The 20921-nt window shown below is 62.5% G+C and carries 19 protein-coding genes; 5 read left to right on the top strand and 14 right to left on the bottom strand.

The window, feature by feature from the left end; genetic code table 11:
- Window positions 1-10: 10 nt before the first annotated feature.
- The 6 genes from FBX99_RS07895 to FBX99_RS07865 form a co-directional block, all read right to left on the bottom strand.
- Window positions 11-1126, bottom strand: coding sequence for an FAD-binding oxidoreductase (locus tag FBX99_RS07895; RefSeq protein ID WP_144923850.1), 1116 nt, complete (start codon window positions 1124-1126; stop codon window positions 11-13).
- Window positions 1123-2478 (bottom strand): NAD(P)/FAD-dependent oxidoreductase, encoded by a 1356-nt coding sequence (locus FBX99_RS07890; RefSeq protein ID WP_144923847.1) that lies wholly within the window; start codon window positions 2476-2478, stop codon window positions 1123-1125. Before FBX99_RS07890 ends, FBX99_RS07895 begins: the two co-directional genes overlap by 4 nt.
- Before the next feature lie 619 nt (window positions 2479-3097).
- Window positions 3098-3388: a (2Fe-2S)-binding protein gene (locus FBX99_RS07880; protein ID WP_144924344.1), complete on the bottom strand. Its 291-nt coding sequence runs from the start codon at window positions 3386-3388 to the stop codon at window positions 3098-3100.
- Between the two features lie 7 nt (window positions 3389-3395).
- Window positions 3396-4190 carry an ABC transporter permease gene (locus FBX99_RS07875; protein ID WP_144923844.1) on the bottom strand — a complete coding sequence of 265 codons (795 nt, stop codon included), beginning with the start codon at window positions 4188-4190 and terminating at the stop codon, window positions 3396-3398.
- A 6-nt stretch (window positions 4191-4196) separates the two neighbouring features.
- The gene (locus FBX99_RS07870; RefSeq protein ID WP_144923841.1) at window positions 4197-5066 is read right to left on the bottom strand and encodes an ABC transporter permease; all 870 of its coding nucleotides are present in this window, start codon (window positions 5064-5066) and stop codon (window positions 4197-4199) included.
- Window positions 5063-6088 carry an ABC transporter ATP-binding protein gene (locus tag FBX99_RS07865; RefSeq protein ID WP_145131161.1) on the bottom strand — a complete coding sequence of 342 codons (1026 nt, stop codon included), beginning with the start codon at window positions 6086-6088 and terminating at the stop codon, window positions 5063-5065. The genes FBX99_RS07870 and FBX99_RS07865 overlap by 4 nt, the downstream gene beginning before the upstream one ends.
- A 252-nt stretch (window positions 6089-6340) precedes the next feature.
- Here FBX99_RS07865 and FBX99_RS07860 point away from each other — a divergent pair, with 252 nt between their 5' ends.
- Window positions 6341-7177, top strand: coding sequence for an IclR family transcriptional regulator (locus FBX99_RS07860; RefSeq protein ID WP_144923836.1), 837 nt, complete (start codon window positions 6341-6343; stop codon window positions 7175-7177).
- Window positions 7178-7309: 132 nt separating this feature from the next.
- On the opposite strand, the gene FBX99_RS07850 is transcribed toward FBX99_RS07860, so the two are convergent.
- Complete coding sequence (locus FBX99_RS07850) at window positions 7310-8062, bottom strand: anti-sigma factor (RefSeq protein WP_144923833.1); 753 nt, start codon at window positions 8060-8062, stop codon at window positions 7310-7312.
- Window positions 8059-8565 (bottom strand): sigma-70 family RNA polymerase sigma factor, encoded by a 507-nt coding sequence (locus FBX99_RS07845; RefSeq protein ID WP_144923830.1) that lies wholly within the window; start codon window positions 8563-8565, stop codon window positions 8059-8061. Before FBX99_RS07845 ends, FBX99_RS07850 begins: the two co-directional genes overlap by 4 nt.
- 167 nt (window positions 8566-8732) lie before the next feature.
- Here FBX99_RS07845 and FBX99_RS07840 point away from each other — a divergent pair, with 167 nt between their 5' ends.
- Both FBX99_RS07840 and FBX99_RS07835 read left to right on the top strand, forming a co-directional pair.
- Window positions 8733-9824: a catalase family peroxidase gene (locus FBX99_RS07840; protein ID WP_145131159.1), complete on the top strand. Its 1092-nt coding sequence runs from the start codon at window positions 8733-8735 to the stop codon at window positions 9822-9824.
- The gene (locus FBX99_RS07835; protein WP_144923825.1) at window positions 9821-10360 is read left to right on the top strand and encodes a cytochrome b; all 540 of its coding nucleotides are present in this window, start codon (window positions 9821-9823) and stop codon (window positions 10358-10360) included. The genes FBX99_RS07840 and FBX99_RS07835 overlap by 4 nt, the downstream gene beginning before the upstream one ends.
- An 81-nt stretch (window positions 10361-10441) precedes the next feature.
- Here FBX99_RS07835 and FBX99_RS07830 read toward each other — a convergent pair whose 3' ends face one another.
- Together FBX99_RS07830 and FBX99_RS07825 are read right to left on the bottom strand one after the other, a co-directional pair.
- Entirely contained in the window at window positions 10442-11593 is a 1152-nt protein-coding gene (locus FBX99_RS07830) for a carboxypeptidase family protein (RefSeq protein ID WP_144923822.1), read from the bottom strand.
- Window positions 11594-12079: 486 nt separating this feature from the next.
- The gene (locus tag FBX99_RS07825; protein WP_145131158.1) at window positions 12080-12418 is read right to left on the bottom strand and encodes a DUF6124 family protein; all 339 of its coding nucleotides are present in this window, start codon (window positions 12416-12418) and stop codon (window positions 12080-12082) included.
- A gap of 128 nt (window positions 12419-12546) precedes the next feature.
- On the opposite strand from FBX99_RS07825, the gene FBX99_RS07820 reads away from it, so the two are divergent.
- Window positions 12547-13194 carry a LexA family transcriptional regulator gene (locus FBX99_RS07820; RefSeq protein ID WP_144923707.1) on the top strand — a complete coding sequence of 216 codons (648 nt, stop codon included), beginning with the start codon at window positions 12547-12549 and terminating at the stop codon, window positions 13192-13194.
- Between the two features lie 28 nt (window positions 13195-13222).
- On the opposite strand, the gene FBX99_RS07815 is transcribed toward FBX99_RS07820, so the two are convergent.
- The 4 genes from FBX99_RS07815 to FBX99_RS07800 form a co-directional block, all read right to left on the bottom strand.
- Window positions 13223-15172 (bottom strand): acetyl/propionyl/methylcrotonyl-CoA carboxylase subunit alpha, encoded by a 1950-nt coding sequence (locus FBX99_RS07815; protein ID WP_145131156.1) that lies wholly within the window; start codon window positions 15170-15172, stop codon window positions 13223-13225.
- Window positions 15169-16002: a gamma-carboxygeranoyl-CoA hydratase gene (locus tag FBX99_RS07810; RefSeq protein WP_144923701.1), complete on the bottom strand. Its 834-nt coding sequence runs from the start codon at window positions 16000-16002 to the stop codon at window positions 15169-15171. Before FBX99_RS07810 ends, FBX99_RS07815 begins: the two co-directional genes overlap by 4 nt.
- Before the next feature lie 13 nt (window positions 16003-16015).
- Entirely contained in the window at window positions 16016-17620 is a 1605-nt protein-coding gene (locus FBX99_RS07805; protein WP_145131155.1) for a carboxyl transferase domain-containing protein, read from the bottom strand.
- A gap of 90 nt (window positions 17621-17710) precedes the next feature.
- Complete coding sequence (locus FBX99_RS07800) at window positions 17711-18874, bottom strand: isovaleryl-CoA dehydrogenase (protein WP_144923695.1); 1164 nt, start codon at window positions 18872-18874, stop codon at window positions 17711-17713.
- A 289-nt stretch (window positions 18875-19163) separates the two neighbouring features.
- Between FBX99_RS07800 and FBX99_RS07795 the strand changes: the two genes are divergently transcribed.
- The gene (locus tag FBX99_RS07795; protein ID WP_144923692.1) at window positions 19164-20861 is read left to right on the top strand and encodes an AMP-binding protein; all 1698 of its coding nucleotides are present in this window, start codon (window positions 19164-19166) and stop codon (window positions 20859-20861) included.
- The last annotated feature ends 60 nt before the right edge of the window (window positions 20862-20921 follow it).

Here is a 20921-nt window from a genome sequence, read left to right as displayed (position 1 = left end):
CCTTCCTCTATCAAGAAACGGAGATGGAGTGAAACCGGGTGATGGAAAACGCATCCAGCGGCGTTTTCGATTTGCCGCAACAGATGATTTCGGTGAGCGCCTGGCCCACCGCCGGGCCGATCTGGAAGCCCGCTCCGGCGAAGCCGAACGCATGCAACAGGCCGGGTTGGGTGCTGCTGTGCCCGATCACCGGCTGGCGATCGGGCAGGTAACCTTCGGTGCCGCTCCAGGTGCGAATGGCCTGGGCGCCCTCCAGGAACGGGTAGAGCTCGATCGCCTGGCGCAGGATCTCGATCACGGCATTCTGGCCGGGCCGGGCGCGAGCGTCGTCCAGGGCGAAACCCTGGCCGCCGCCTAGCACGCAATTGCCGCGGGCAACCTGGCGCGCGTAAATCCCGCCGCCTTCCACGCCGGTACTGGCATCCATCACCAAGGGCAATGGCTCGGTGACCAGCATCGCCGGGTGCCCGGCATACATGGGCACGGCTTCACCAAACTGTGCGGCGAAATGGCTGGCCCAGGCGCCGGCGCAGTTCAGCAGCCAGGGCGCGCGCAGCGTCAGGCCGGTTTCGGTTCGCACGGTAAAGCGCTGGCCGTCATGTTCAACCAGGCTGACCGGGCATTGTTCATGGACCTGAGCGCCATGTCGGCGGGCGGCTTGGGCAAAGGCCGGAGACACCAGTCGTGGGTTGGCGTGACCGTCGTCCGGGCACAACGAGGCCCCGACGGCCACCGCACCCACCCAGGGAAAGCGCGCGTGCAGTGCCTGGCGATCCAGCAGTTGCAAGTCAAGGCCAAAGCCTTGGCTGCTGGCGGCGTAGTCCTGCAAGGCACGCATGTCCTCGGCACTGCGGGCCAGTTTCAGATGGCCGCTGCGCTGATATTCACCGTCGATGCCGATCAATTGGGGCAACTGGTTCCAGATCTCGTGGGCCTGCTGCGACAGGGGCAGTTGTGACAAGGGCCGTCCCTGGCGTCGCACACCGCCATAGTTCACGCCGCTTGAGTGCGAGCCGCAGAAGTCACGCTCCAGAAGGGCCACCCGGCGCCCGGCCTTGCTCAGGAACAGCGCCGCCGACGAACCGACGATGCCACCGCCGATGATCACCACGTCGACTTCGATCATGGTTCTACCTCCAGGCCAAACGGTACGGGTTTGACCGGCGCCTGGGCCCGCAAGCGACCGATGCCGCAAATGGGCCGTCCACTTTCGCTAGCGATGATTTCCGCCGCCGCGGCGCCGCACATTCTTCCCTGACAACGCCCCATGCCGACGCGGCAATGGGCCTTGACCCGGTTGATTTCCCAATGACCTTCGCTGATCACCCGACGGATGTCGCCAGCGCTGACTTCTTCGCAACGGCAAATCATCAATTCATCAGCCGCGTCGGCGGCCCAGCCTTGCGGGAAGGCAAAGGCGCGCTCCAGGCCCTGGCGGAAATGGCCGATGCGTTCGAGTTCTGTTTCCAGTTGGGTGCACCGCTGCGGATCGACTCGGTAACCGCTGTCCTCGAGCAGGGCCAGGGCGGCGCGTTCGCCGGCTTTCTCGGCGGCGTCGGCACCCATTATTCCCGCGCCGTCACCCGCGAGGTAGATCCCGTTCACGCTGCTGCGACCGGCGCTGTCCCGCTGGGGCAGCCAGGCGCGGTTGAGGGCGTTCCAGGTGAACTCGCAGCCCAGCAGGTCGGCCAGTTGGGTTTCGCTGCGCAAGCCGTGGGCGAAGGCCACCGCGTCGCAATCGAGGCTGTGTTCGCCTTTTGCGTTGCGCCATTTCAATGACTGCACCCGGCGCTCACCGTCGATACGCGACAGACTCGCCCCTTGATGCACGGCGATGCCATGGGCGCTCAACCAGCCCCGGTAGTAGAGACCTTTGGCGAGCGTGGCCGGTTGTGTCAGCAGGCCGGGCAGGGCGCGGGCCTGGTCGCCCAGGAGGGAGCTGTCGAGCACGGCGACTACGTTGGCGCCGGCCTTGGCGTATTGATAGGCCACCAGATAAAGCAACGGGCCGCTGCCGGCGAACACCACGCGCTCACCGATGGCGCAGCCCTGGAATTTCAGGGCGATCTGCGCGGCGCCGAGGCTGTATACCCCCGGCAATGTCCAGCCCGGTACGGGCAGGATCCGGTCGGTGGCGCCTGTGGCGACGATCAACTTCGAATACTCCAGTCGAGCGGCGCGACCTTCATGCAGGGTGTCGAGCAGGCCGGCTTCGACGTTCCATACCAGGGTGTCGGGACGATAGTCGAGCTGGTCGCGCAACTCGTCGATGGTCTGGTGGATCGATTGGGCCTTGTGGGCTTCGAAGCCATACAGTTTGGCTGGCGAGCGCTTGAAATTGGCCGGCTGCCGCCGATAGATCTGCCCACCACCGCGCAAGGCTTCATCCAGCAGGACAGGGTACACGCCGTGGGCGACCAGGGTCTGGGCGGCACGGATCCCGGCGGGGCCGGCACCGATGATGGCGATTGGTTTCATGACAGCCTCATCGACAAGACCGGGGGATATGTGGCGCTGCCGAAGGCGCTATCGTCGGATCGCTGCCCAGAGCAGGCTCGCTCCCACAGTTGTGAACGCCCGTTTTGTGATCGCCGCAAAATCCCCGTGGGAGCGGGCTTGCCCGCGAAGGCGTCGGCACATTCAATGATGAGGGCGGCGGGAAGCTCGCTTTTGCGAGCAAGCCCGCTCCCACAGTTGATCGGTGCTGAACATCGATCTTGTGACCGCCATAAAACCCCTGTGGGAGCGGGCTTGCCCGCGAAGGCGTCGGCACATTCAATGATGAGGGCGGCGGGAAGATCGCTTTCGCGAGCAAGCCCGCTCCCACAGTTGATTGGTGCTGAACATCGATCTTGTGACCGCCATAAAACCCCTGTGGGAGCGGGCTTGCCCGCGAAGGCGTCGGCACATTCAATGATGGGGGCGGCGGGAAGATCGCTTTCGCGAGCAAGCCCGCTCCCACAGTTGATCGGTGCTGAACATCGATCTTGTGACCGCCATAAAACCCCTGTGGGAGCGAGCCTGCTCGCGATAGCGATAGTCCATGCAGCGACGATGGCCACAGGCAGGTCGCTCCAACAGGGAATAAATGAGCTGTTCATACCTGGCGCCCCGGTTCGCGGGTGATTTGCTGGCCGGCTTCGAGCAGGGTGGCGCAGGCGCGGACGCGGCGGCCGTCGCCGAGGCGCACCCAGCAGTCCTGGCAGGCGCCCATCAGGCAGAACCCCGCCCGGGGTTCGGCGCTGAAATCGCTGCCGCGCAGGTGGTCGCCGCAGGTCAGCACGGCGGTCAGCAGCGTATCGCCCGACAGGCCGGTGGCCGGTTGGCCGTCGAGGGTAAAGTCCAGGGCCGGGCGGTCGCCTTCGGCCAGTCGTTTCAGCAGCGCCATGGTGCCCTCATTGTTTGCCCACCAGAACCCGATCCAGGCCATAGACCCGGTCGAGCAGAATCATGGTCAGCGCGGTAAGCGCGATGACCAGTGCCGACACCGCCGCCATCATCGGGTCGATGGATTCGGTGGCGTACACATACATGCGCACCGGCAGGGTTTGCGTCGCCGGTGACGTGACAAAGATCGACAGGGTGACTTCATCGAAACTGTTGATGAACGCCAGCAACCAGCCTCCGGCGACCCCGGGCAGGATCATCGGCAGGGTGATCTGCCGGAACAGCGTGAAGCGCCCGGCGCCCAGGGATTGCGCGGCCTGTTCGGCGCTGCGGTCCAGGCCGATGGCCGACGCCAGCACCAGGCGCAACACATAGGGCGTGATGACCAGTACGTGGGCGAAGATCAGCCAGGTGAAGTTGCCATTGACCCCCATCAGCGCAAACAACCGCAGCAGTGCCACACCCAGCACCAGGTGCGGAATGATGATCGGTGACAGGAACAGGCCATTGAAAACATCCCGGCCGGGAAATTCGAGGCGGGTGATTGCCAGCGCCGCCGGTACCGCGATCAACGTCGCCAGCGAGGCCGCACAGAACGCCAGGGCCAGGCTGTTGTAGAACGCATCGACGAAGTCCGCGCGTTCGAACACGGCGCGGAACCAGCGCAGCGAGAACTCCGTGGTCGGCAGGCTCAGGGTGTTTTCCGGCGTGAAGGCGACAAGACAGACCACCACCAGCGGCGCCAGCATGAACGCTACGACCAAGGCGTGAAACAACAGGGCGAAAGGACCGTTCCTGGACATGATGAGTTACCCCAATGACTTCTTGTAGCGGCCTTCGATCATGCGGTTCCACGACAGCATGATCAGCAGGTTGAGCAGCAACAGCGCAATGGCGATGGCGGCGCCCATGGGCCAGTTGAGTTCCGACAGGTACTGGTCGTAGATCAGCGTGGCGACCATCTTCAAGCGGCGTCCGCCAAGCAGCCCGGGAATGGCGAAGGAGCTGGCGGCCAGGCCGAACACAATCAGGGTGCCGGACAACACGCCGGGCATGATCTGCGGCAGCACCACCTTACGGATCACCGTGAACTGGCTGGCCCCCAGGGACAGCGCGGCCTGTTCGGCGGCCGGGTCGAGTTTCTGCAATGAGGTCCAGACCGGAATGATCATGAACGGCAGCATCACGTGGACCAGGGCGATGACCACGGCGAATGGCGTATAGAGCAACTTCATCGGCGCGCCACCGAACGCTTGCAGCGTCTGGTTGACCAACCCGTCGGCGCCCAGCAGCAGGCTCCAGCCGAAGGCCCGCACCACCACCGAGATCAGCAACGGGGTGAGGATCAGGATCAGGAAAATCGAGCGCCATGGCGCGCCCATACGGCTGAGCACGTACGCTTCGGGTACGCCGATCAGCACGCACAACAGCGTGGTCAGCGCACTGATCCAGAAGGTGCGCAAAAAGATCTCGTAGAAATACGAATCGCCCAGCAAGCTGATGTAGTGATCGAGGGTGTACGCGTGGCTGTCGATGCCCGACCCGTAGTCGAAAACGTTGAACGACAGCACCAGCGTCAGCCCCAGGGGAATCACCAGCAAACCCAGGTACAGGGCCAGGGCCGGTGCGGACATCAGATAGCCTTGTCGGCCCCGGCGCATTCCGTCCAGCCGCTTCATGCCGGCACCTCATCGACACTCAGCACCCGCAGCAGCGCCGGATCCCAGTCCAGGCCCACTGCCGTGCCTTCGGCCATCGGTGCGCTGCCGTCATTTCGACGCACCACGCAGAGTTCGCCCAGGCCGGTCGAGACGCCATACAACCATTGGCTGCCGAGGAAGAAACGGCTGACGATTGTGCCTTGCAAGCGGCCCGCGCCGGCGGCGCACAGGTCGATCTTTTCCGGGCGCAGGCTCAGGGTCAGTTCGCCCTGGCCCGGCTGACAGGCTTGAACGATGCCGGCGCTGTCGCGTTCGCCGGGCAGCAGGTTGGCCTTGCCGACAAAGCCGGAAATGAAGGTGGTACGCGGGTGTTCGTAAAGGGTGTAGGGCGTATCGATCTGGGTGATGCGCCCGGCTTGCATCACTACGACCCGGTCACTGATAGACAGCGCTTCGGACTGGTCGTGGGTGACCATCAGCGTGGTGATGCCGACTTCCCGCTGAATGCGGCGGATTTCGAATTGCATCTCTTCGCGCAGGTTGGCGTCGAGGTTGGACAGCGGTTCGTCGAGCAACAGCACCGGCGGTTCGATCACCAGCGCCCGGGCCAACGCCACGCGCTGACGCTGGCCGCCCGAGAGCTCCCGGGGATAGCGCTCGGCATGCCGGTCCAGGCGCACCAGCTTCAGCACCCGGTCCACCCGTTGCTGGAGCTCGCTGGCCGGCACCTTGCGCATGCGCAGGCCGAAAGCGACGTTGTCCCGGACGCTCATGTGGGGGAACAGCGCATAACTCTGGAACACCACACCCAGGCCCCGGCTGGCGGGCTTGGCGTGGGTGATGTCGCGGCCGTCCAGCAGGATGCGCCCGCTGCTGACCTCGACGAAGCCAGCGATCATTTGCAGGGTGGTGGTCTTGCCGCAACCGGAAGGGCCCAGCAGCGAGACGAACTCGCTCTTTTCCACGGCGAGGTTGGTGGCCACCACGGCGTCGATGTCGCCGTAGCGTTTACTCAAGTTTTCAAGTTGCACGAAAGCCATGACTGCGTTCCACCTGAGATTGTTATGCGTCGCCGTGAGGCGCGCTTTTTTTGTAAGGGCAGATACGAAGGGGTGACGCAGGACACTCGGTGCGTTGGCGCTCGACCTGGATCGGCTGCCGCTGTTGTTCGAATCGCCCCTGTATGGACGCAGAGTAGGACGAAGAATAGGATGGGCTCAATGGCCTGTTTCACTGAGACGATGACTATTTTCAGTTTCATTCAATCAGTGAATTGATGAGTAAAAAATAGAATGAATAATTCCATTGATCGGAATATCGAAAAAAGCAAAGTCGGGGTTGGCGCCGTCTCCAGGTTGTTCGCCGTGTTGCGCAGCCTGGGTGACACCGCTGAAGGCGGGGAGCGGGTAACGCAACTGGCCCAGCGCATTGGCCTGTCCCAGCCGACCACCCATCGCCTGCTGCGCAGCCTGATGGACGAGGGCATGGTCGAGCAGGATGGGCGCAGCAAACGTTATCGCCTGAGCCTGGACTTTTTCGCCCTGGCCGCCCGTGCCGGGAACACCGGCAACCTGCGTGAACTGGCGCGACCGGCCATGCTGCGGCTGTCGGCGTCCCTGGGCGACTCATTGTTCCTGCTGGCGCGCAGCGGCTTCGATGCGATCTGCCTGGATCGCAGCGAAGGGCCATTCCCGATCCGCACCTTTACCGGCGATATCGGCGGCCGGGTGGCGTTGGGCGTGGGCCAGGGTAGCCTGGCGATCCTGGCGTTCCTGCCCGAGGAGGAGCGCGACACGGTGATTCACTACAACCTGCCGCGGCTCAAGGATTTTCATTTGTACGACGAAGTCTTCCTGCGCGCGGAAGTGGAGAATGTGCGCAGCCTGGGCTACGCCGGACGCAACACCGGCGTGTTGCAGGGGATGGCCGGGGTGGCGGTGCCGATCCTGGATCGCGACGGCCGTGCCGTGGCGGCCTTGAGTGTGGCGACCATCAGTGACCGCTTGGGGCCGGATCGCCTGCCGACGGTGGTGGAGATGCTCAAGCGCGAGGCGGCGTTGATCGGTCCACGGATCAACCCGTTCGACCCGTTGCTGCGCCGACCTTCGCAGGTGTTTGGGCAGGGGTGAGCAAATTTAAGGTTCCAGATTGGCCCTTGTGGGAGCGGGCTTGCTCGCGAAAGCGGACAGACATCCAACATCAATGTCGACTGAACCGCCGTCTTCGCGAGCAAGCCCGCTCCCACAAGGGCCTGGCGGTGATCAGAAGTCCAGGGTCTGCTTGAGTTGTTGGGCAGCCGGCATGTCACTGGGGATCACCATCGCATAGTTGTATCCCGGCCCGGACCAGTATTCGGCCTGCAATTCGCCGTCGCGCCGGCTGCCGCGGGGCAGGAGAAAATTCCTGGGCCCCGGTGGGCGCACGTAGAAGCTGATTTTCTGACCGCTTTCGTCCTGGTAGACGATCATCGCCGCCGCGCCCTGCTCGGTGCTGAGCAAGCGGCCGCTGACCGGCTTGAAGCCGGCGCCGGAAAGATCCGGCAGGCGATTGGCGTGGCTGAAGTAACGGTCGAGCCAGCCTTGCATGCTGCGTTCATCACCCGTCTGGTAATCGGCCGGCAAAATGCCTTGCTGGGCAAACAGCCGATAGGCTTGCAGGGCGTCAGCCATGGGTTGGGCGGCGCTGAGGAGAGTCATTTGACGGGCCTGCCAGCCACCGAAACCGCCCACGCTGACGGCCAGCAGTAACATCGCGGCGCTGGCCAGGTGGCGGCGTGAGCGATGTTTGAGCCGTTGGCGGATCAAGGCCGGGTCGAGCGCTGGGTTGACCGGTTGTTGCAAGGCGCCACTCAGGGCCGTGCGCAGGCGCAACGCGTCCTGTTGCCAGGCCCGGACCTGGGCAGCGACGTCGGGGTGGCTGCCCAGGTAGGTGTCCATCAGGTGCTGGTCGGCTTCGCTCAATTGGCGATCGACATAGGCGTGCAGGTCGCGGTCGCTGGGGGGCATGCTGATCATTTGAGTATCCGCAGGGTGGGGCGGGTGATTTCGCCTTCGCTGAGTTGGCGCAAGGCCTGGCGGGCGCGGGACAGGCGTGACATGACAGTGCCGGTCGGCACGCCGAGGATGTCGGCGACTTGTTGGTAGCTCAAGCCTTCCACCGATACCCACAGCAGCAGCGCTCGCTGCTCGGTGGTGAGTTGGTCGAAGGCCTGCAAGGACGATTGGGCGATCACGCTGCGCTCGGCCGAGGGGTGCGTCTCGTCGCGACCGGTGAAGAACTCCAGCATGCGGGCATAGCGTCGGGACCGGCGATGTCCATCGAGAAATTGCCGGTACAGGATGGAAAACAGCCAGGCCCGTAAATCGCCGTCCGGACGTTTGTCGTTCCATTTTGACAAGGCCCGCTCCAGGCACGTCTGCACCAGGTCGTCGGCATTGCTGGGGTTGCGCGTCAGCGACACGGCAAACCGCCGTAGTCGGGGGATGAGCATGCGCAACTGGTCATCGAGTTCGTTCATGGGCGTTTGGCGTCCGGTGAGCCTTCGCTGAGTAAGACTGGAAAGACGTTCCCCGAACGAGATTATTCCAGCGTAGGAAAAATAAATACGAGGCATGGGAATAAAACCATCGGGCCTTCGTCTGACGGGTCCTTTCCTCAAATGGCCTTGAGCCTTGGAGCTTCGTCATGGTTGATCCTTCCTCTTCACCTGACCCATCGGGTCGGCCACCGTTGAGTGCCGCCAGCCTGACCCTGCGCCTGGGCGGTATTGGAGTGATTGTTGCCGCATTGGCGGGGGCGTTTGCCTACGTCAACGGCACCCTCGACCCACAGCGCCTGACACCTAAAGCACTGGTCAATGTGCTGGAAAAGAACAATGGGATTCATCCGGGCTTCCGACGCAATCACTCGAAGGGCGTTTGTGTCGCCGGTTATTTCGAAAGCAGCGGCGAGGCGCGGGCCTATTCCAGCGCCCAGGTGTTCATGGATGCACGAACGCCGGTCGTCGGACGCTTCGCCTTGCCCAGCGGCAACCCGTACGCGCCGGACGGCAGCGTACCGATCCGCAGCCTGGCGCTGCGCTTCACCCAAGCCAATGGCCAGCAGTGGCGTACTGGCATGAACAGCATGCCGGTGTTCCCGGTGGGCACGCCTGAAGCGTTCTATCAGTTCCAGCAGGCCCAGTCTCCGGACCCCGCCACGGGGAAACCGAACCCGACGGCGGTGCCGGCGTTTTTTGCCGCTCACCCGGAAGCCGTGCCGTTCCTGCAATGGATAAAGACCGCCAAGCCGTCGGCCAGTTATGCCACTGAAACCTACAACGGCATCAATGCGTTTTATCTGGTCAATCCGGCCGGACAACGTCAAGCGGTGCGCTGGGGCGTGGTCCCGTTGACCGCCGACGCGGCGGATGCGCCAGCCGCCCAGGGCGCTGACTACCTGGAGCAGGACCTGACCAAGCGTCTCGCCGCCGGACCGTTGCGCTGGCGGTTGAACATCACCCTGGCCAATCCTGGCGATCCGGTGAATGACGCCAGCAAGCCATGGCCCATCGATCGCCAGGTGCTCAACGCCGGTACGCTGGTGCTGGAGAGTACCCAGGCGCAGGACAACGGCGAATGCCGTGATATCAACTATGACCCGCTGATCCTGCCCAGCGGTATCGAAGGTTCCGAAGACCCGCTGCTGGCCGCGCGTTCCGCCGCGTATGCCAATTCCTATCTGCGGCGTACCAGCGAAGTGAGCCAGTTGCCCGCCACCCAGGAGTCCCGCCCATGAACCCCCGTCACTTCGCCCCCCTGGCCCGGCTGCTGCATTGGCTGATGGCAATGATGATCATCGCCATGCTGTTCATTGGCGCCGGCATGGTGGCCTCGGTGTCCGAACGCCATGAGTGGCTGCTCCAGTTGCACAAGCCCCTGGGCATCGCGATTCTGTTGCTGGTGATCGTGCGCCTGGCGGTGCGCTTTACCACGCGCCCACCGGCATTGCCGAGGGATTTGCCGGGCTGGCAGGTACTGGCGGCGAAGGCCTCCCATGTCCTGTTGTACGCCTTGATGCTGGTCTTGCCGTTATTGGGCTGGGGCATGATCTCTGCGGCGGGGGACCCGGTGATGCTTAGCAACTCGCTGCAACTGCCCTCGATTCTGCCGGCGAATGCTCAGACGTTCGCGTGGTTGCGCAAGGCCCACGGGTACTTGGCCTACCTGCTGTTCCTGACCGTGCTGGTGCATCTGGCGGCGGCACTGTTTCACGGCTGGGTGCGGCGGGACGAGGTGTTGGACAGTATGTTGCGTGGGCGCGATAAAGCTTGAGTCCTCGATAGGGCACAGGCAAACACAAACCTGTGGCCAGGGGATAAATCCCCTCACCACAGGTGAATGGATCCGACAAGGTCAGCGCAACTCCTCGACCATATCCGCCACCGTGCTCAGCACATCCTTGCCCAGTTGCATCGAGCGCTTGCCGGACCATCCGGTCTGCGGGTTCGGGTGGTCGTCGTGGTCCTTGAAGGGCATTTCCAGGGTCAGGGAGAGGCAGTCGTATTTCTGGCCGACCGCGTTGCAGGCCAAGGTCATGTTCGCCTGGCCCGGCTCATCGCGGGTGTAGCCATGGGTGGTCTGGAAGTCCTTGGTCTGATGCTTGAGGTGGCTGCGAAAGCGTTCCTCAAGCTTGGCAATGCGCGGAGTGTAGCCAGGGTTGCCTTCGCTGCCGGCGGTGAAAACGTGGGGGATGGTCTCGTCGCCGTGGATGTCGAGGAACAGATCGACGCCGTACTTTTCCATTTGCTGCTGTACGAAGAATACTTCGGGGCTGATCTCCGGGCTGGCGTCCTGCCAGGCGCGGTTGAGGTCCTGGCCCATGGCGTTGGTACGCAGATGCCCATGGAACGCGCCATCCGGGTTCATGTTCGGCACCAGGTAGAGATCGGCCTTGGCCAGCAACCGGTTCAGCTGGGCGTCGTCCTGATCCTGCAGGCGGTCGATCACGCCCTCCATGAACCATTCGGCCATGTGCTCGCCAGGGTGCTGCTGGGCGATGATCCAGACCTTGCGCCGGCCTTCGGCACCGCTGCCCTTGCGCAGCAACTGGATATCACGTCCCTCGACGCTTTTACCGATGGCCAGCAGCTCGGTGCCGGCCTTGTGCTGGGCCTGCTCGATCAGCCAGTCATGGCGCCCACGGCTGTAGGGCTCGAAATAGGCGAACCAGGCGTGGGGCTGTTCGGCTTCCAGGTAAAAACGCAGGGAATCGCCTTCGAATTGAGTAGGAACACGGAACCAGTTGACGTGATCGTAGGACGCTACGGCTTGGTAACCCGGCCACCCTTTGCTGTAGGTCGATTGACTGGCGTTGAGCAGGCGGAAGGAATATTCATGGCCCACATGCAGGCCGCTGGCCTTGAAGTGGAACCACTGGAAGTGGGCGCTGCGGGTGTCGGGGCGGATTTTCAGCAGCGATTGCAATGGATTGCTGATGTCCACGACCTGGATGTTGCCGCTGTCGAAATTGGCGCTGATATCAAAAGACGATTTAGCCACGGTCACGATTCCTTTGAGAGGAGTTCCATGGCCGTTACTTTACACGCAAGGAAGGGGAAATTGAGACGATTTGCGTCATGAGACCGGGGGCGTCCTCCCTGGACGCAGAAGCAGCTTAGAGAGTCCGCAGCTGATTCTCAAGTGCTGGCTGTCGTTAGTTTCTGCCGGTGTGGCGGGGGCTTTGGTAAATGGATCATCACCGTCATCATCGAATCGGTAGCGCCCGTCAAAGACCTCACCAAGCCGAAGCCATAAACCGGAAAATCGGCAAAAAAAGACCCGGCAAGGAGCCGGGTCAAAAACCGTGATTAGCCTGATGAGGAGATACTCCAGAAGTCCGACCTAAGGCCTTCTGGACTATCGACTGATCTCGCGATCAGTTGATGCAATAATAATTATTATCATTTGCAAGTCAAATGTTTTTATTGCCCGTATTGGAAAAATATTTCCTGACATCTGCATCCGCGGTGCCGTTCTCGTTGACTACGCTGCTTATCGAGCCGGATAGCCGTCCAGGGAGCGGTCCAGCATGACCTTGGCCAGATCAATCATGTGCACCACCGAGAATGCCAGGTCGCGGTTCGAACCCTGCAGCCGGTTGGCGGACTCGTGGGCGGTCGCTGCCGCGCAGCGCAGCAGGTCGCACGCATGGACAAGGGCTTCCTCGCCATTGATATTGCGGTTTACGTCGAAAAAGCGGTGTTCCTGTTCATCTGAAATACCTGGTTTCAAGTAATAGTCAAGGGCCCGTTGGGCCGCCGGGCAATCCTGGAGCGAGGGGAACGGGGGGGTGAAAGGGCGGCCGGGCTCGTCTTTGTTGAAGGTATCCATGGTGTCGAGGTTCTCCGTAGTGGGCTGAAATCCTCGATCCAGAATAGTACGCATCGTAATTGTGACGACAATTTAAATACTACAATATGTGTTTTGATGGTCGGAGTCATCCACGTATCGTGCCGCTCATGGATAAATGGATAGAGTTGGTCAAGGCCAAAATGAAGGAGCTGCGCGTCACGCAAGTGGTGCTCGCAGAACGTCTGGGAATGTCACAGGGCGGCGTCGGCCATTGGCTGACCAAGCGCCGGCAGCCCAGTGTCGAAGACATGAACCGGGTCCTGCAGGAATTGGGGATGGAGTTCCTCGAAGTGGCGATGGTGATCCGCGAGCCGGATACGTCGACCGAAGAGGGCATGACCCTGGCGCAGAAGTACAACCCGTACTTCCGTTACCCGGTGAGTGACTGGCACGACGTCGGCGAGATCCGCGAAGTCGATCCTGAGCACTACAGCCAGGCGCGTTATGAGTTGACGGATTACCACGCTCAAGGCGATGCGTTCTGGCTGGTGGTGATGGGCGACGCGATGACCGCGCCGACCGGGCTGAGCATTCCCGAAGGCATGTCGATCCTGGTGGACCCGGCTATCGAGGCGGTGCCCGGCAAGCTGGTGGTCGCCCAGTTGCCGGGCAGCAGCGACGCGACCTTTCGCAAATTGATCGAAGAGAGCGGGCAGCAGTACCTGGTTCCGCTCAATCCGACTTACCCGAAAACCTTGTACACCGAGCAATGCCGCATCATCGGTGTGGTGGTACAGGCCACCATCAGGTTCTGACCGGATCGGCCCTTGGACGGGCCGATGCCTATTCTTCGAATGCCACCAGTGCGCAGCCCTCGCTGACCATTTCCCCTTCCTGGCAATACAGCGCCTTGATCACACCGGTCTTGGGCGCACGAATACTGTGCTCCATTTTCATTGCCTCCAGAACCACCAGTTGTGTCCCAGCCTCTACCGTCTGGCCGGGGCTCACCAGCACTCGCACGATGCTGCCGTTCATGGGCGCGGTCAGGCCGCCCTGATGGCTGTGGCTGGCTTCGGCGGCGGCCAGCGGGTCGTATGCCTCGACGCGATGCAGTTCGCCCTGCCATTGCAGATACAGGCTGTCGCCCTGGCGAATGGCCCGGTGGCTGCGACGCAGGCCGTTGTGTCCGATCACCAGGTGCTCGCCGCGAAGTTCGGCGGCTGCGGCCTGGACGTCCAGTGTTATCGCTCGATCCTGGCCTTCGCAGCTCAAATGCAACGTGGTTTCCCTTGGCAGTCCCAAGCGCAGGCCGGAGGTCGCGGACCACGGGGAAGCAGCGTCGTCGGGGCGTACCCGCGGCGGCAGACCCAAAGCGAAGCCCTGGGCGGCTGCGGACCAGAAGTTGTCATCCAGTTCACCAGGTTCTGGCAGCAATTGCGCTTGGTAACGTGGGATAAATCCGGTGTCCAGCTCCGCTGCGGCGAAGGCCGGGTGGGCGATGATGCGACGCAGGAAGCCGATGTTGGTCTTCAACCCACCGATGGCAAACTCGTCGAGCATGCTCAACAGCCGCAACCGCGCCTGTTCTCGGTCCTCGCCCCAGGCAATCAGCTTGCCGAGCATCGGGTCGTAGAAGGGCGAGATCTCATCGCCTTCCTCGACGCCGCTGTCGACCCGTCGTCCCGGTCCTTCGGACGATTCGCGGTACAGCGCCAGGCGCCCGGTGGCCGGCAGGAAGTCGTTGGCCGGGTCCTCGGCATACAGCCGAACTTCAATGGCGTGGCCCCGCAGTGGGACTTGTTCCTGGGTGATCGGCAGCGGCTCGCCTTGGGCAACGCGAATCTGCCACGCCACCAGGTCCAATCCGGTGATCGCTTCGGTGACCGGGTGCTCGACCTGCAACCGGGTGTTCATTTCCATGAAGAAAAATTCGCCCCGCGAATCCAGCAGGAACTCCACCGTGCCGGCGCCGACGTAGCCAATCGCCTGGGCCGCGCGCACAGCGGCCTCGCCCATTGCCCGGCGCAGTTCCGCAGTCAGGCCTGGGGCGGGAGCCTCTTCAACGACTTTCTGGTGACGGCGCTGAATCGAACAATCGCGTTCGTTGAGGTACAAGCAGTTTCCGTGCAGGTCGGCGAACACCTGAATCTCAACGTGACGTGGTTTGAGCAGGTATTTCTCAACCAGCATCCGCGAGTCGCCGAACGACGATTGTGCCTCACGCTGCGCCGAGGCGAGGGCTTCGGCCAGTTGGCTGACGTCTTCGACGACTTTCATGCCCTTGCCGCCACCCCCGGCGGTGGCCTTGAGCAGCACCGGGTAACCGATGCGCTCGGCGGCGGCACGGAATGTCTCCAGATCCTGGGCTTCGCCATGGTAACCGGGTACAAGAGGCACGCCGGCGGTTTCCATCAGGGCCTTGGCCGCGGATTTGCTGCCCATGGCATCAATGGCCGAGGCGGGCGGGCCGAGGAAAATCAGTCCGGCGTTTTCGATGGCCCGGGCGAACCCGGCATTCTCCGAAAGAAAACCGTAGCCGGGATGAATGGCCTGGGCACCACTGGCCTGGGCGGCAGCGATCAGCTTGTCGATTTGCAGGTAGCTGTCGGCCGCTTTGCTGCCGCCCAGGTCGACCCGGATGTCGGCTTCACGGCTATGGCGGGCGTCGCGGTCGGTGGCGCTGTGCACCGCCACCGTGGTCAGGCCCATGGCCTTGGCGGTACGCATCACGCGGCAGGCGATTTCACCGCGATTGGCCACCAGCACGGTGGTGAGAACAGGGGCGCTCATCGACGGGGCTCCTCATGTTTGGATGGGGCAGGTTTCGATCCGGCCTGCCAGTTCGGCGGCCGTTTCTGCAGAAAGGCCCGCAGGCCTTCCTGCCCCTCCGGGCTGACGCGGATGCGGGCGATGGCATTCTCGGTGTAGCGTCGCAGCGCCGGGGTCAGGGCGCCGTTGCCGACTTCGCGCAGCAGCTCTTTGCTGGCACGCATGGCCGCCGGGCTGTTGAGCAACAGGTTATCGATCCATTGTTCGACCTGATCGTTCAGCGTCTCGGGCGGGTAACTTTCCGACAGCAAACCGATCTCTTTCGCACGTTGTCCGCCGAAACGTTCAGCGGTGAGGGCGTAACGCCGAGCGGCCCGTTCGCCAATGGCCTGCACCACGAACGGGCTGATCACCGCCGGCGCTAGGCCGATGCGCACTTCCGACAGGCAAAACTGCGCGTCATCGGCACCAATGGCCATGTCGCAGGCACTGATCAACCCCAGCGCGCCGCCAAACGCCGCGCCTTGGACGACAGCCAGCGTCGGGATTTTCAGCTTGGCGAGGTTGTACATCAGTTCCGCCAGTTCCCGGGCGTCATCAAGGTTGGTGTGGTAGTCGAGCTCGGCCGACTGTTGCATCCAGGCCAGGTCGGCGCCGGCGCTGAAGTGTTTGCCACGGCCGCGGATCAGCAGGAAGCGCACGCTTTGATCGCTGCTGACCTGGTCCAGCGCGAGAATCAGCTCGCGAATCATTTCGGCGTTGAACGCATTGTTTTTCGACTCGCGGCTCAACCACAGGGTGGCAACGCCGCGCGGGTCGGTCAGCAGTTCGAGGGTGTTGAAGTGGTCCATGGGCATTCCCCGGTTACATCCGGAACACGCCGAAGCGGCTCGGTTCAATAGGTGCGTTCAGTGACGCGGACAAGGCCAGGCCCACTATGTCGCGGGTCTGGGCCGGATCGATGACGCCGTCGTCCCACAGCCTGGCGCTGGAATAGTAGGGGTGGCCCTGTTCTTCGTACTGATCGAGGATCGGTTGCTTGATCTCGGTTTCCTGGGCGGCGCTGAACGGATGACCGCTGCGTTCAGCCTGTTCGCGCTTGACCTGCACCAGCACACCGGCGGCCTGCTCGGCGCCCATTACGCCAATCCGCGCATTCGGCCACATCCACAGGAAACGTGGGTCGTAGGCCCGTCCACACATGCCGTAGTTACCTGCGCCGAAACTGCCGCCAATGATCACCGTGAATTTCGGCACCCGGGCGCAGGCCACCGCGGTGACCAGTTTCGCGCCGTGCTTGGCGATGCCGCCGGCTTCGTATTTCTGTCCGACCATGAAGCCGGTGATGTTTTGCAGGAACAGCAACGGGATACCGCGCTGGCAGGCCAGTTCGATGAAGTGCGCGCCCTTTTGCGCGGCTTCGGCGAACAGGATGCCGTTGTTTGCCAGGATCGCGACGGGGTAGCCGTGCAGATGGGCAAAGCCGCACACCAGTGTGGTGCCGAACAATGCCTTGAATTCATCGAACACCGAACCGTCCACCAGGCGCGCGATCACCTCCCGTACGTCGAAAGGCTGCTTGGCATCGGCCGGTACCACCCCGTACAACTCGTCGCTCGCATACAGCGGGGCGATGGGTGTGCGTGTCTGCACCTCACCGAGCTTGCGCCAGTTGAGGGTGGCGATGCTGCGGCGGGCCAGGGCGAGGGCATGTTCGTCGTTGTCGGCGTAATGGTCGGCCACGCCGGAAATCTTGCAATGCACATCGGCACCGCCCAGGTCCTCGGCGCTGACCACTTCGCCCGTGGCGGCTTTGACCAGCGGTGGGCCGGCGAGGAAGATGGTTGCCTGTTCGCGGACCATGATCGCTTCATCGGCCATCGCTGGAACGTAAGCTCCCCCGGCCGTGCACGAACCCATGACCACCGCCAGTTGCGGGATGCCCTGAGCGCTCATGTTGGCTTGGTTGAAGAAGATCCGGCCGAAGTGCTCCCGGTCCGGAAACACCTCGTCCTGGCGCGGCAGGTTGGCGCCGCCGGAATCCACCAGGTAAATGCAGGGCAGGCGATTCTGCTGGGCGATGGTCTGGGCGCGCAGGTGTTTCTTCACGGTCAGCGGGTAATAGGAGCCCCCTTTGACCGTCGCGTCGTTGGCGACAATCATGCATTCGACGCCTTCCACACGACCGATGCCAGCGATCACTCCTGCGGCGGGAACGTCTTCGCCATAAACCTCGTAGGCCGCTAGCGGGCTGATCTCCAGAAAGGGTGAACCGGGGTCCAGCAACCGGTTGATGCGCTCCCGCGGCAGTAACTTGCCCCGGGAAGTATGGCGCTCCTGGGCCTTGGGACCACCGCCCTGTCGGACTTGCGCGAGCAGGGTGCGCAAGGCCTCGACCTGTTCGAGCATGGCGTCGCGGTTGGCGATGAACTCCGGCGAGCGTGGGTTGAGCTGAGTGTGCAGAATCATGGCTACTCCGTAGCAGCTTTGAGCTTCAAGCTACAAGCGACAAGTAAAAGCGCGGCGCTCTTGCCGCTTGAAGCTTGCCGCTAACGACATTCATTTCGTCTCGTTGAACAGTTCGCGCCCGATCAGCATCCGACGGATCTCACTGGTGCCAGCACCAATTTCGTACAACTTGGCGTCACGTAGCAGCCGCCCGGCCGGAAACTCATTGATGTAACCATTGCCGCCCAGGATCTGGATGGCATCGAGGGCCATCTGCGTGGCGCGCTCGGCGGTGTAGAGAATCACCCCGGCGGCGTCCTTGCGGGCGGTTTCGCCGCGCTCGCAGGCCTGGGCCACCGCATACAGGTAGGCGCGGCTGGCATTGAGCTGGGTGTACATGTCGGCCACCTTGCCCTGGATCAGCTGGAATTCGCCGATGCTCTGGCCGAACTGCTTGCGGTCGTGGATGTAGGGCACGATCAGGTCCATGCACGCTTGCATGATCCCGGTGGGACCGCCGGACAACACCACACGTTCGTAGTCCAGGCCACTCATCAACACCCTGACGCCGCCGTTGAGCACACCGAGGATGTTCTCTTCCGGCACTTCGACGTCGTCGAAGAACAATTCGCAGGTGTTGGAGCCGCGCATGCCGAGCTTGTCGAACTTGTTGCTGCGGCTGAAGCCTTTCCAGTCGCGCTCGACGATAAAGGCGGTGATGCCGTGGGGACCTTTTTCCAGGTCGGTCTTGGCGTAGATCACGTAGGTATTGGCGTCGGGGCCGTTGGTGATCCAGGTCTTGTTGCCGTTGAGCACGTAACGGTCGCCGCGCTTGTCGGCCCGCAGCTTCATGGAGACCACGTCGGAACCGGCGTTCGGCTCGCTCATGGCGAGGGCGCCGATATGTTCGCCGCTGATCAGCTTCGGCAGGTATTTGGATTTCTGCTCGTGGTTGCCGTTGCGGTTGATCTGGTTGACGCAGAGGTTGGAATGGGCGCCATAGGAGAGGGCGACCGAGGCCGAACCGCGGCTGATTTCCTCCATCGCCACCACGTGTGCCAGGTAGCCCAGGCCGGCGCCGCCATATGCTTCTGGTACCGTGATGCCCAGCAGGCCCATGTCGCCGAATTTGCGCCACATGTCGGCGGGGAACAGATTGTCGACGTCGATCTGCGCCGCCCGTGGCGCCAACTCGGCCTTGACGAAGGCTTGCACCTGGTCGCGCAACATGTCGATGGTTTCACCGAGGGCAAAATTCAGGGATGGGTAGCTCATGGGACACCTTTGGCTTTTTTATCGGGTGTGGAGAGGGGCGGGGTAGCGCTCTCACCTTTACGTTAACGTAAGCGTGCAATAAATGGCTGTCAATCACCTTTACGTTAACGTCAACTTGGTCCAGAGTAGATGCGACCCTGTGGGAGCCGAGCTTGCTCGCAATGAACGATAACGCCATCTCCCGGCAGTGAACCGAGGCGCCTTCATCGCGAGCATGCTCGGCTTCCACAGGGCTTTGTTTCACAGGTTCAAGCGTAGCAACCCACTAATAAAGACAAGAGGGGGCGTCATGGATCAACCCGGTTCGCATTCGCAGCTCAGCTACACCCTCGGCTCCCAGGCCAAGGTCTTGTTGACGCAGACCATCGGCCAGGCTTTCGACCAGACGGTGGCCCGTTACCCCGATAACGAGGCGTTGGTGGTTCGCCATCAAGCGCTGCGCTATACCTGGCGGCTACTGGCTGAAGCGGTCGATCTGCACGCCCGGGCCTTACTGGCGTTGGGCCTGAAAACCGGTGACCGTCTCGGCGTGTGGGCCCCCAATTGCGCCCAGTGGTGCATCAGCCAGTTCGCCAGCGCGAAGATCGGCGTGATCCTGGTCAACATCAACCCGGCCTACCGCAGCTCCGAGCTGGAATATGTGCTCAAGCAGTCCGGGTGTCAGTGGTTGGTGTGCGCTGGGGCGTTCAAGACCTCGGACTATCACGCCATGGTGCAAACCCTCGTGCCGGAGCTGGCGCAGCAGCCGATCGGCCAGCTGAACTGCGAACGCTTGCCCGACCTGCGGGGCGTGATCAGTCTCGATCCCCAGCCACCGTCAGGGTTTCTACCCTGGTCGCAATTGGCGGACCTGGGCCCGGCGATTTCGCCTGAAGAGCTGGCCGAACGCGGGGCCAGCCTGCAGGTCGAGCAGCCGGTGAACATCCAATACACTTCAGGCACCACGGGATTTCCCAAAGGTGCGACCCTCAGCCACCGCAACATTCTCAACAACGGTTACATGGTGGGCGAAAGCCTCGGGCTCAGCGCCAATGACCGGCTGGTGATCCCGGTGCCGCTCTACCATTGCTTCGGCATGGTCATGGGGAACCTGGGATGCATGACCCACGGCAGTACCATGATCTACCCCAACGACGCTTTTGACCCCTTGTTGACCCTGCGCGCCGTGGCTGAGGAAAAAGCCACTGCACTGTACGGCGTACCAACCATGTTCATCGCCATGCTGGATCAACCGCAGCGGCACGACTTCGACCTGTCCAGCCTGCGAACCGGCATCATGGCCGGCTCCACTTGCCCGATCGAAGTGATGCGGCGGGTGATCAACGAAATGCACATGAGCGAGGTGCAGATTGCCTATGGCATGACGGAGACCAGTCCGGTGTCGCTGCAGACCGGTCCTTCAGATGAGTTGGAGTTGCGCGTCACCACCGTCGGCCGTACCCAGCCGCAACTGGAAAGCAAAATTGTCGATGAGGCCGGCGACATGGTCCCCCGTGGCACCATCGGCGAGCTGTGCACCCGTGGCTACAGCGTGATGCTCGGTTACTGGAACAACCCCGAGGGCACCGCCGAGGCCATCGACCGGGACTGCTGGATGCACACCGGCGACCTGGCAACCATGGACGAGCAGGGTTACGTCTGCATTGTCGGACGCAACAAGGACATGATCATCCGAGGAGGTGAGAATATTTACCCCCGTGAGTTGGAAGAGTTCTTCTTCACTCACCCGGCGGTGGCCGATGTGCAGGTGATCGGCATCCCCTGTTCGCGCTATGGCGAAGAGATCGTCGCCTGGATCAAGTTCCATCCGGGACACAGTGTGACCGAACAGGAATTGCAGGCCTGGTGCAAGACACGCATTGCCCACTACAAGACGCCACGTCACTTCAAGTTCGTCGAGGAATTCCCGATGACGGTGACCGGCAAGATCCAGAAATTCCGCATGCGTGAAATCAGCATCGAAGAATTGCGCGATAAAAATGCCTAGCCACAAATCCTGTGGGAGCGGGCTAGCTCGCGAAAGCGGTGATACAGTCGACATAATCGT

The sequence above is a fragment of the Pseudomonas sp. SJZ074 genome (assembly GCF_007828215.1).
Classification (GTDB): domain Bacteria; phylum Pseudomonadota; class Gammaproteobacteria; order Pseudomonadales; family Pseudomonadaceae; genus Aquipseudomonas.
The sequence above is the reverse complement of the archived record's forward strand: the minus strand, read 5'-3'. Positions and strand labels throughout refer to the sequence as shown.

Excerpts from the sequence above, each read along its gene's own strand:
- FBX99_RS07895 (WP_144923850.1), bottom strand. The coding sequence starts at position 1,126 with ATGATCGAAGTCGACGTGGTGATCATCGGCGGTGGCATCGTCGGTTCG.
- FBX99_RS07890 (WP_144923847.1), bottom strand. The coding sequence starts at position 2,478 with ATGAAACCAATCGCCATCATCGGTGCCGGCCCCGCCGGGATCCGTGCC.
- FBX99_RS07880 (WP_144924344.1), bottom strand. The coding sequence starts at position 3,388 with ATGGCGCTGCTGAAACGACTGGCCGAAGGCGACCGCCCGGCCCTGGAC.
- FBX99_RS07875 (WP_144923844.1), bottom strand. The coding sequence starts at position 4,190 with ATGTCCAGGAACGGTCCTTTCGCCCTGTTGTTTCACGCCTTGGTCGTA.
- FBX99_RS07870 (WP_144923841.1), bottom strand. The coding sequence starts at position 5,066 with ATGAAGCGGCTGGACGGAATGCGCCGGGGCCGACAAGGCTATCTGATG.
- FBX99_RS07865 (WP_145131161.1), bottom strand. The coding sequence starts at position 6,088 with ATGGCTTTCGTGCAACTTGAAAACTTGAGTAAACGCTACGGCGACATC.
- FBX99_RS07860 (WP_144923836.1), top strand. The coding sequence starts at position 6,341 with ATGAATAATTCCATTGATCGGAATATCGAAAAAAGCAAAGTCGGGGTT.
- FBX99_RS07850 (WP_144923833.1), bottom strand. The coding sequence starts at position 8,062 with ATGATCAGCATGCCCCCCAGCGACCGCGACCTGCACGCCTATGTCGAT.
- FBX99_RS07845 (WP_144923830.1), bottom strand. The coding sequence starts at position 8,565 with ATGAACGAACTCGATGACCAGTTGCGCATGCTCATCCCCCGACTACGG.
- FBX99_RS07840 (WP_145131159.1), top strand. The coding sequence starts at position 8,733 with ATGGTTGATCCTTCCTCTTCACCTGACCCATCGGGTCGGCCACCGTTG.
- FBX99_RS07835 (WP_144923825.1), top strand. The coding sequence starts at position 9,821 with ATGAACCCCCGTCACTTCGCCCCCCTGGCCCGGCTGCTGCATTGGCTG.
- FBX99_RS07825 (WP_145131158.1), bottom strand. The coding sequence starts at position 12,418 with ATGGATACCTTCAACAAAGACGAGCCCGGCCGCCCTTTCACCCCCCCG.
- FBX99_RS07820 (WP_144923707.1), top strand. The coding sequence starts at position 12,547 with ATGGATAAATGGATAGAGTTGGTCAAGGCCAAAATGAAGGAGCTGCGC.
- FBX99_RS07815 (WP_145131156.1), bottom strand. The coding sequence starts at position 15,172 with ATGAGCGCCCCTGTTCTCACCACCGTGCTGGTGGCCAATCGCGGTGAA.
- FBX99_RS07810 (WP_144923701.1), bottom strand. The coding sequence starts at position 16,002 with ATGGACCACTTCAACACCCTCGAACTGCTGACCGACCCGCGCGGCGTT.
- FBX99_RS07805 (WP_145131155.1), bottom strand. The coding sequence starts at position 17,620 with ATGATTCTGCACACTCAGCTCAACCCACGCTCGCCGGAGTTCATCGCC.
- FBX99_RS07800 (WP_144923695.1), bottom strand. The coding sequence starts at position 18,874 with ATGAGCTACCCATCCCTGAATTTTGCCCTCGGTGAAACCATCGACATG.
- FBX99_RS07795 (WP_144923692.1), top strand. The coding sequence starts at position 19,164 with ATGGATCAACCCGGTTCGCATTCGCAGCTCAGCTACACCCTCGGCTCC.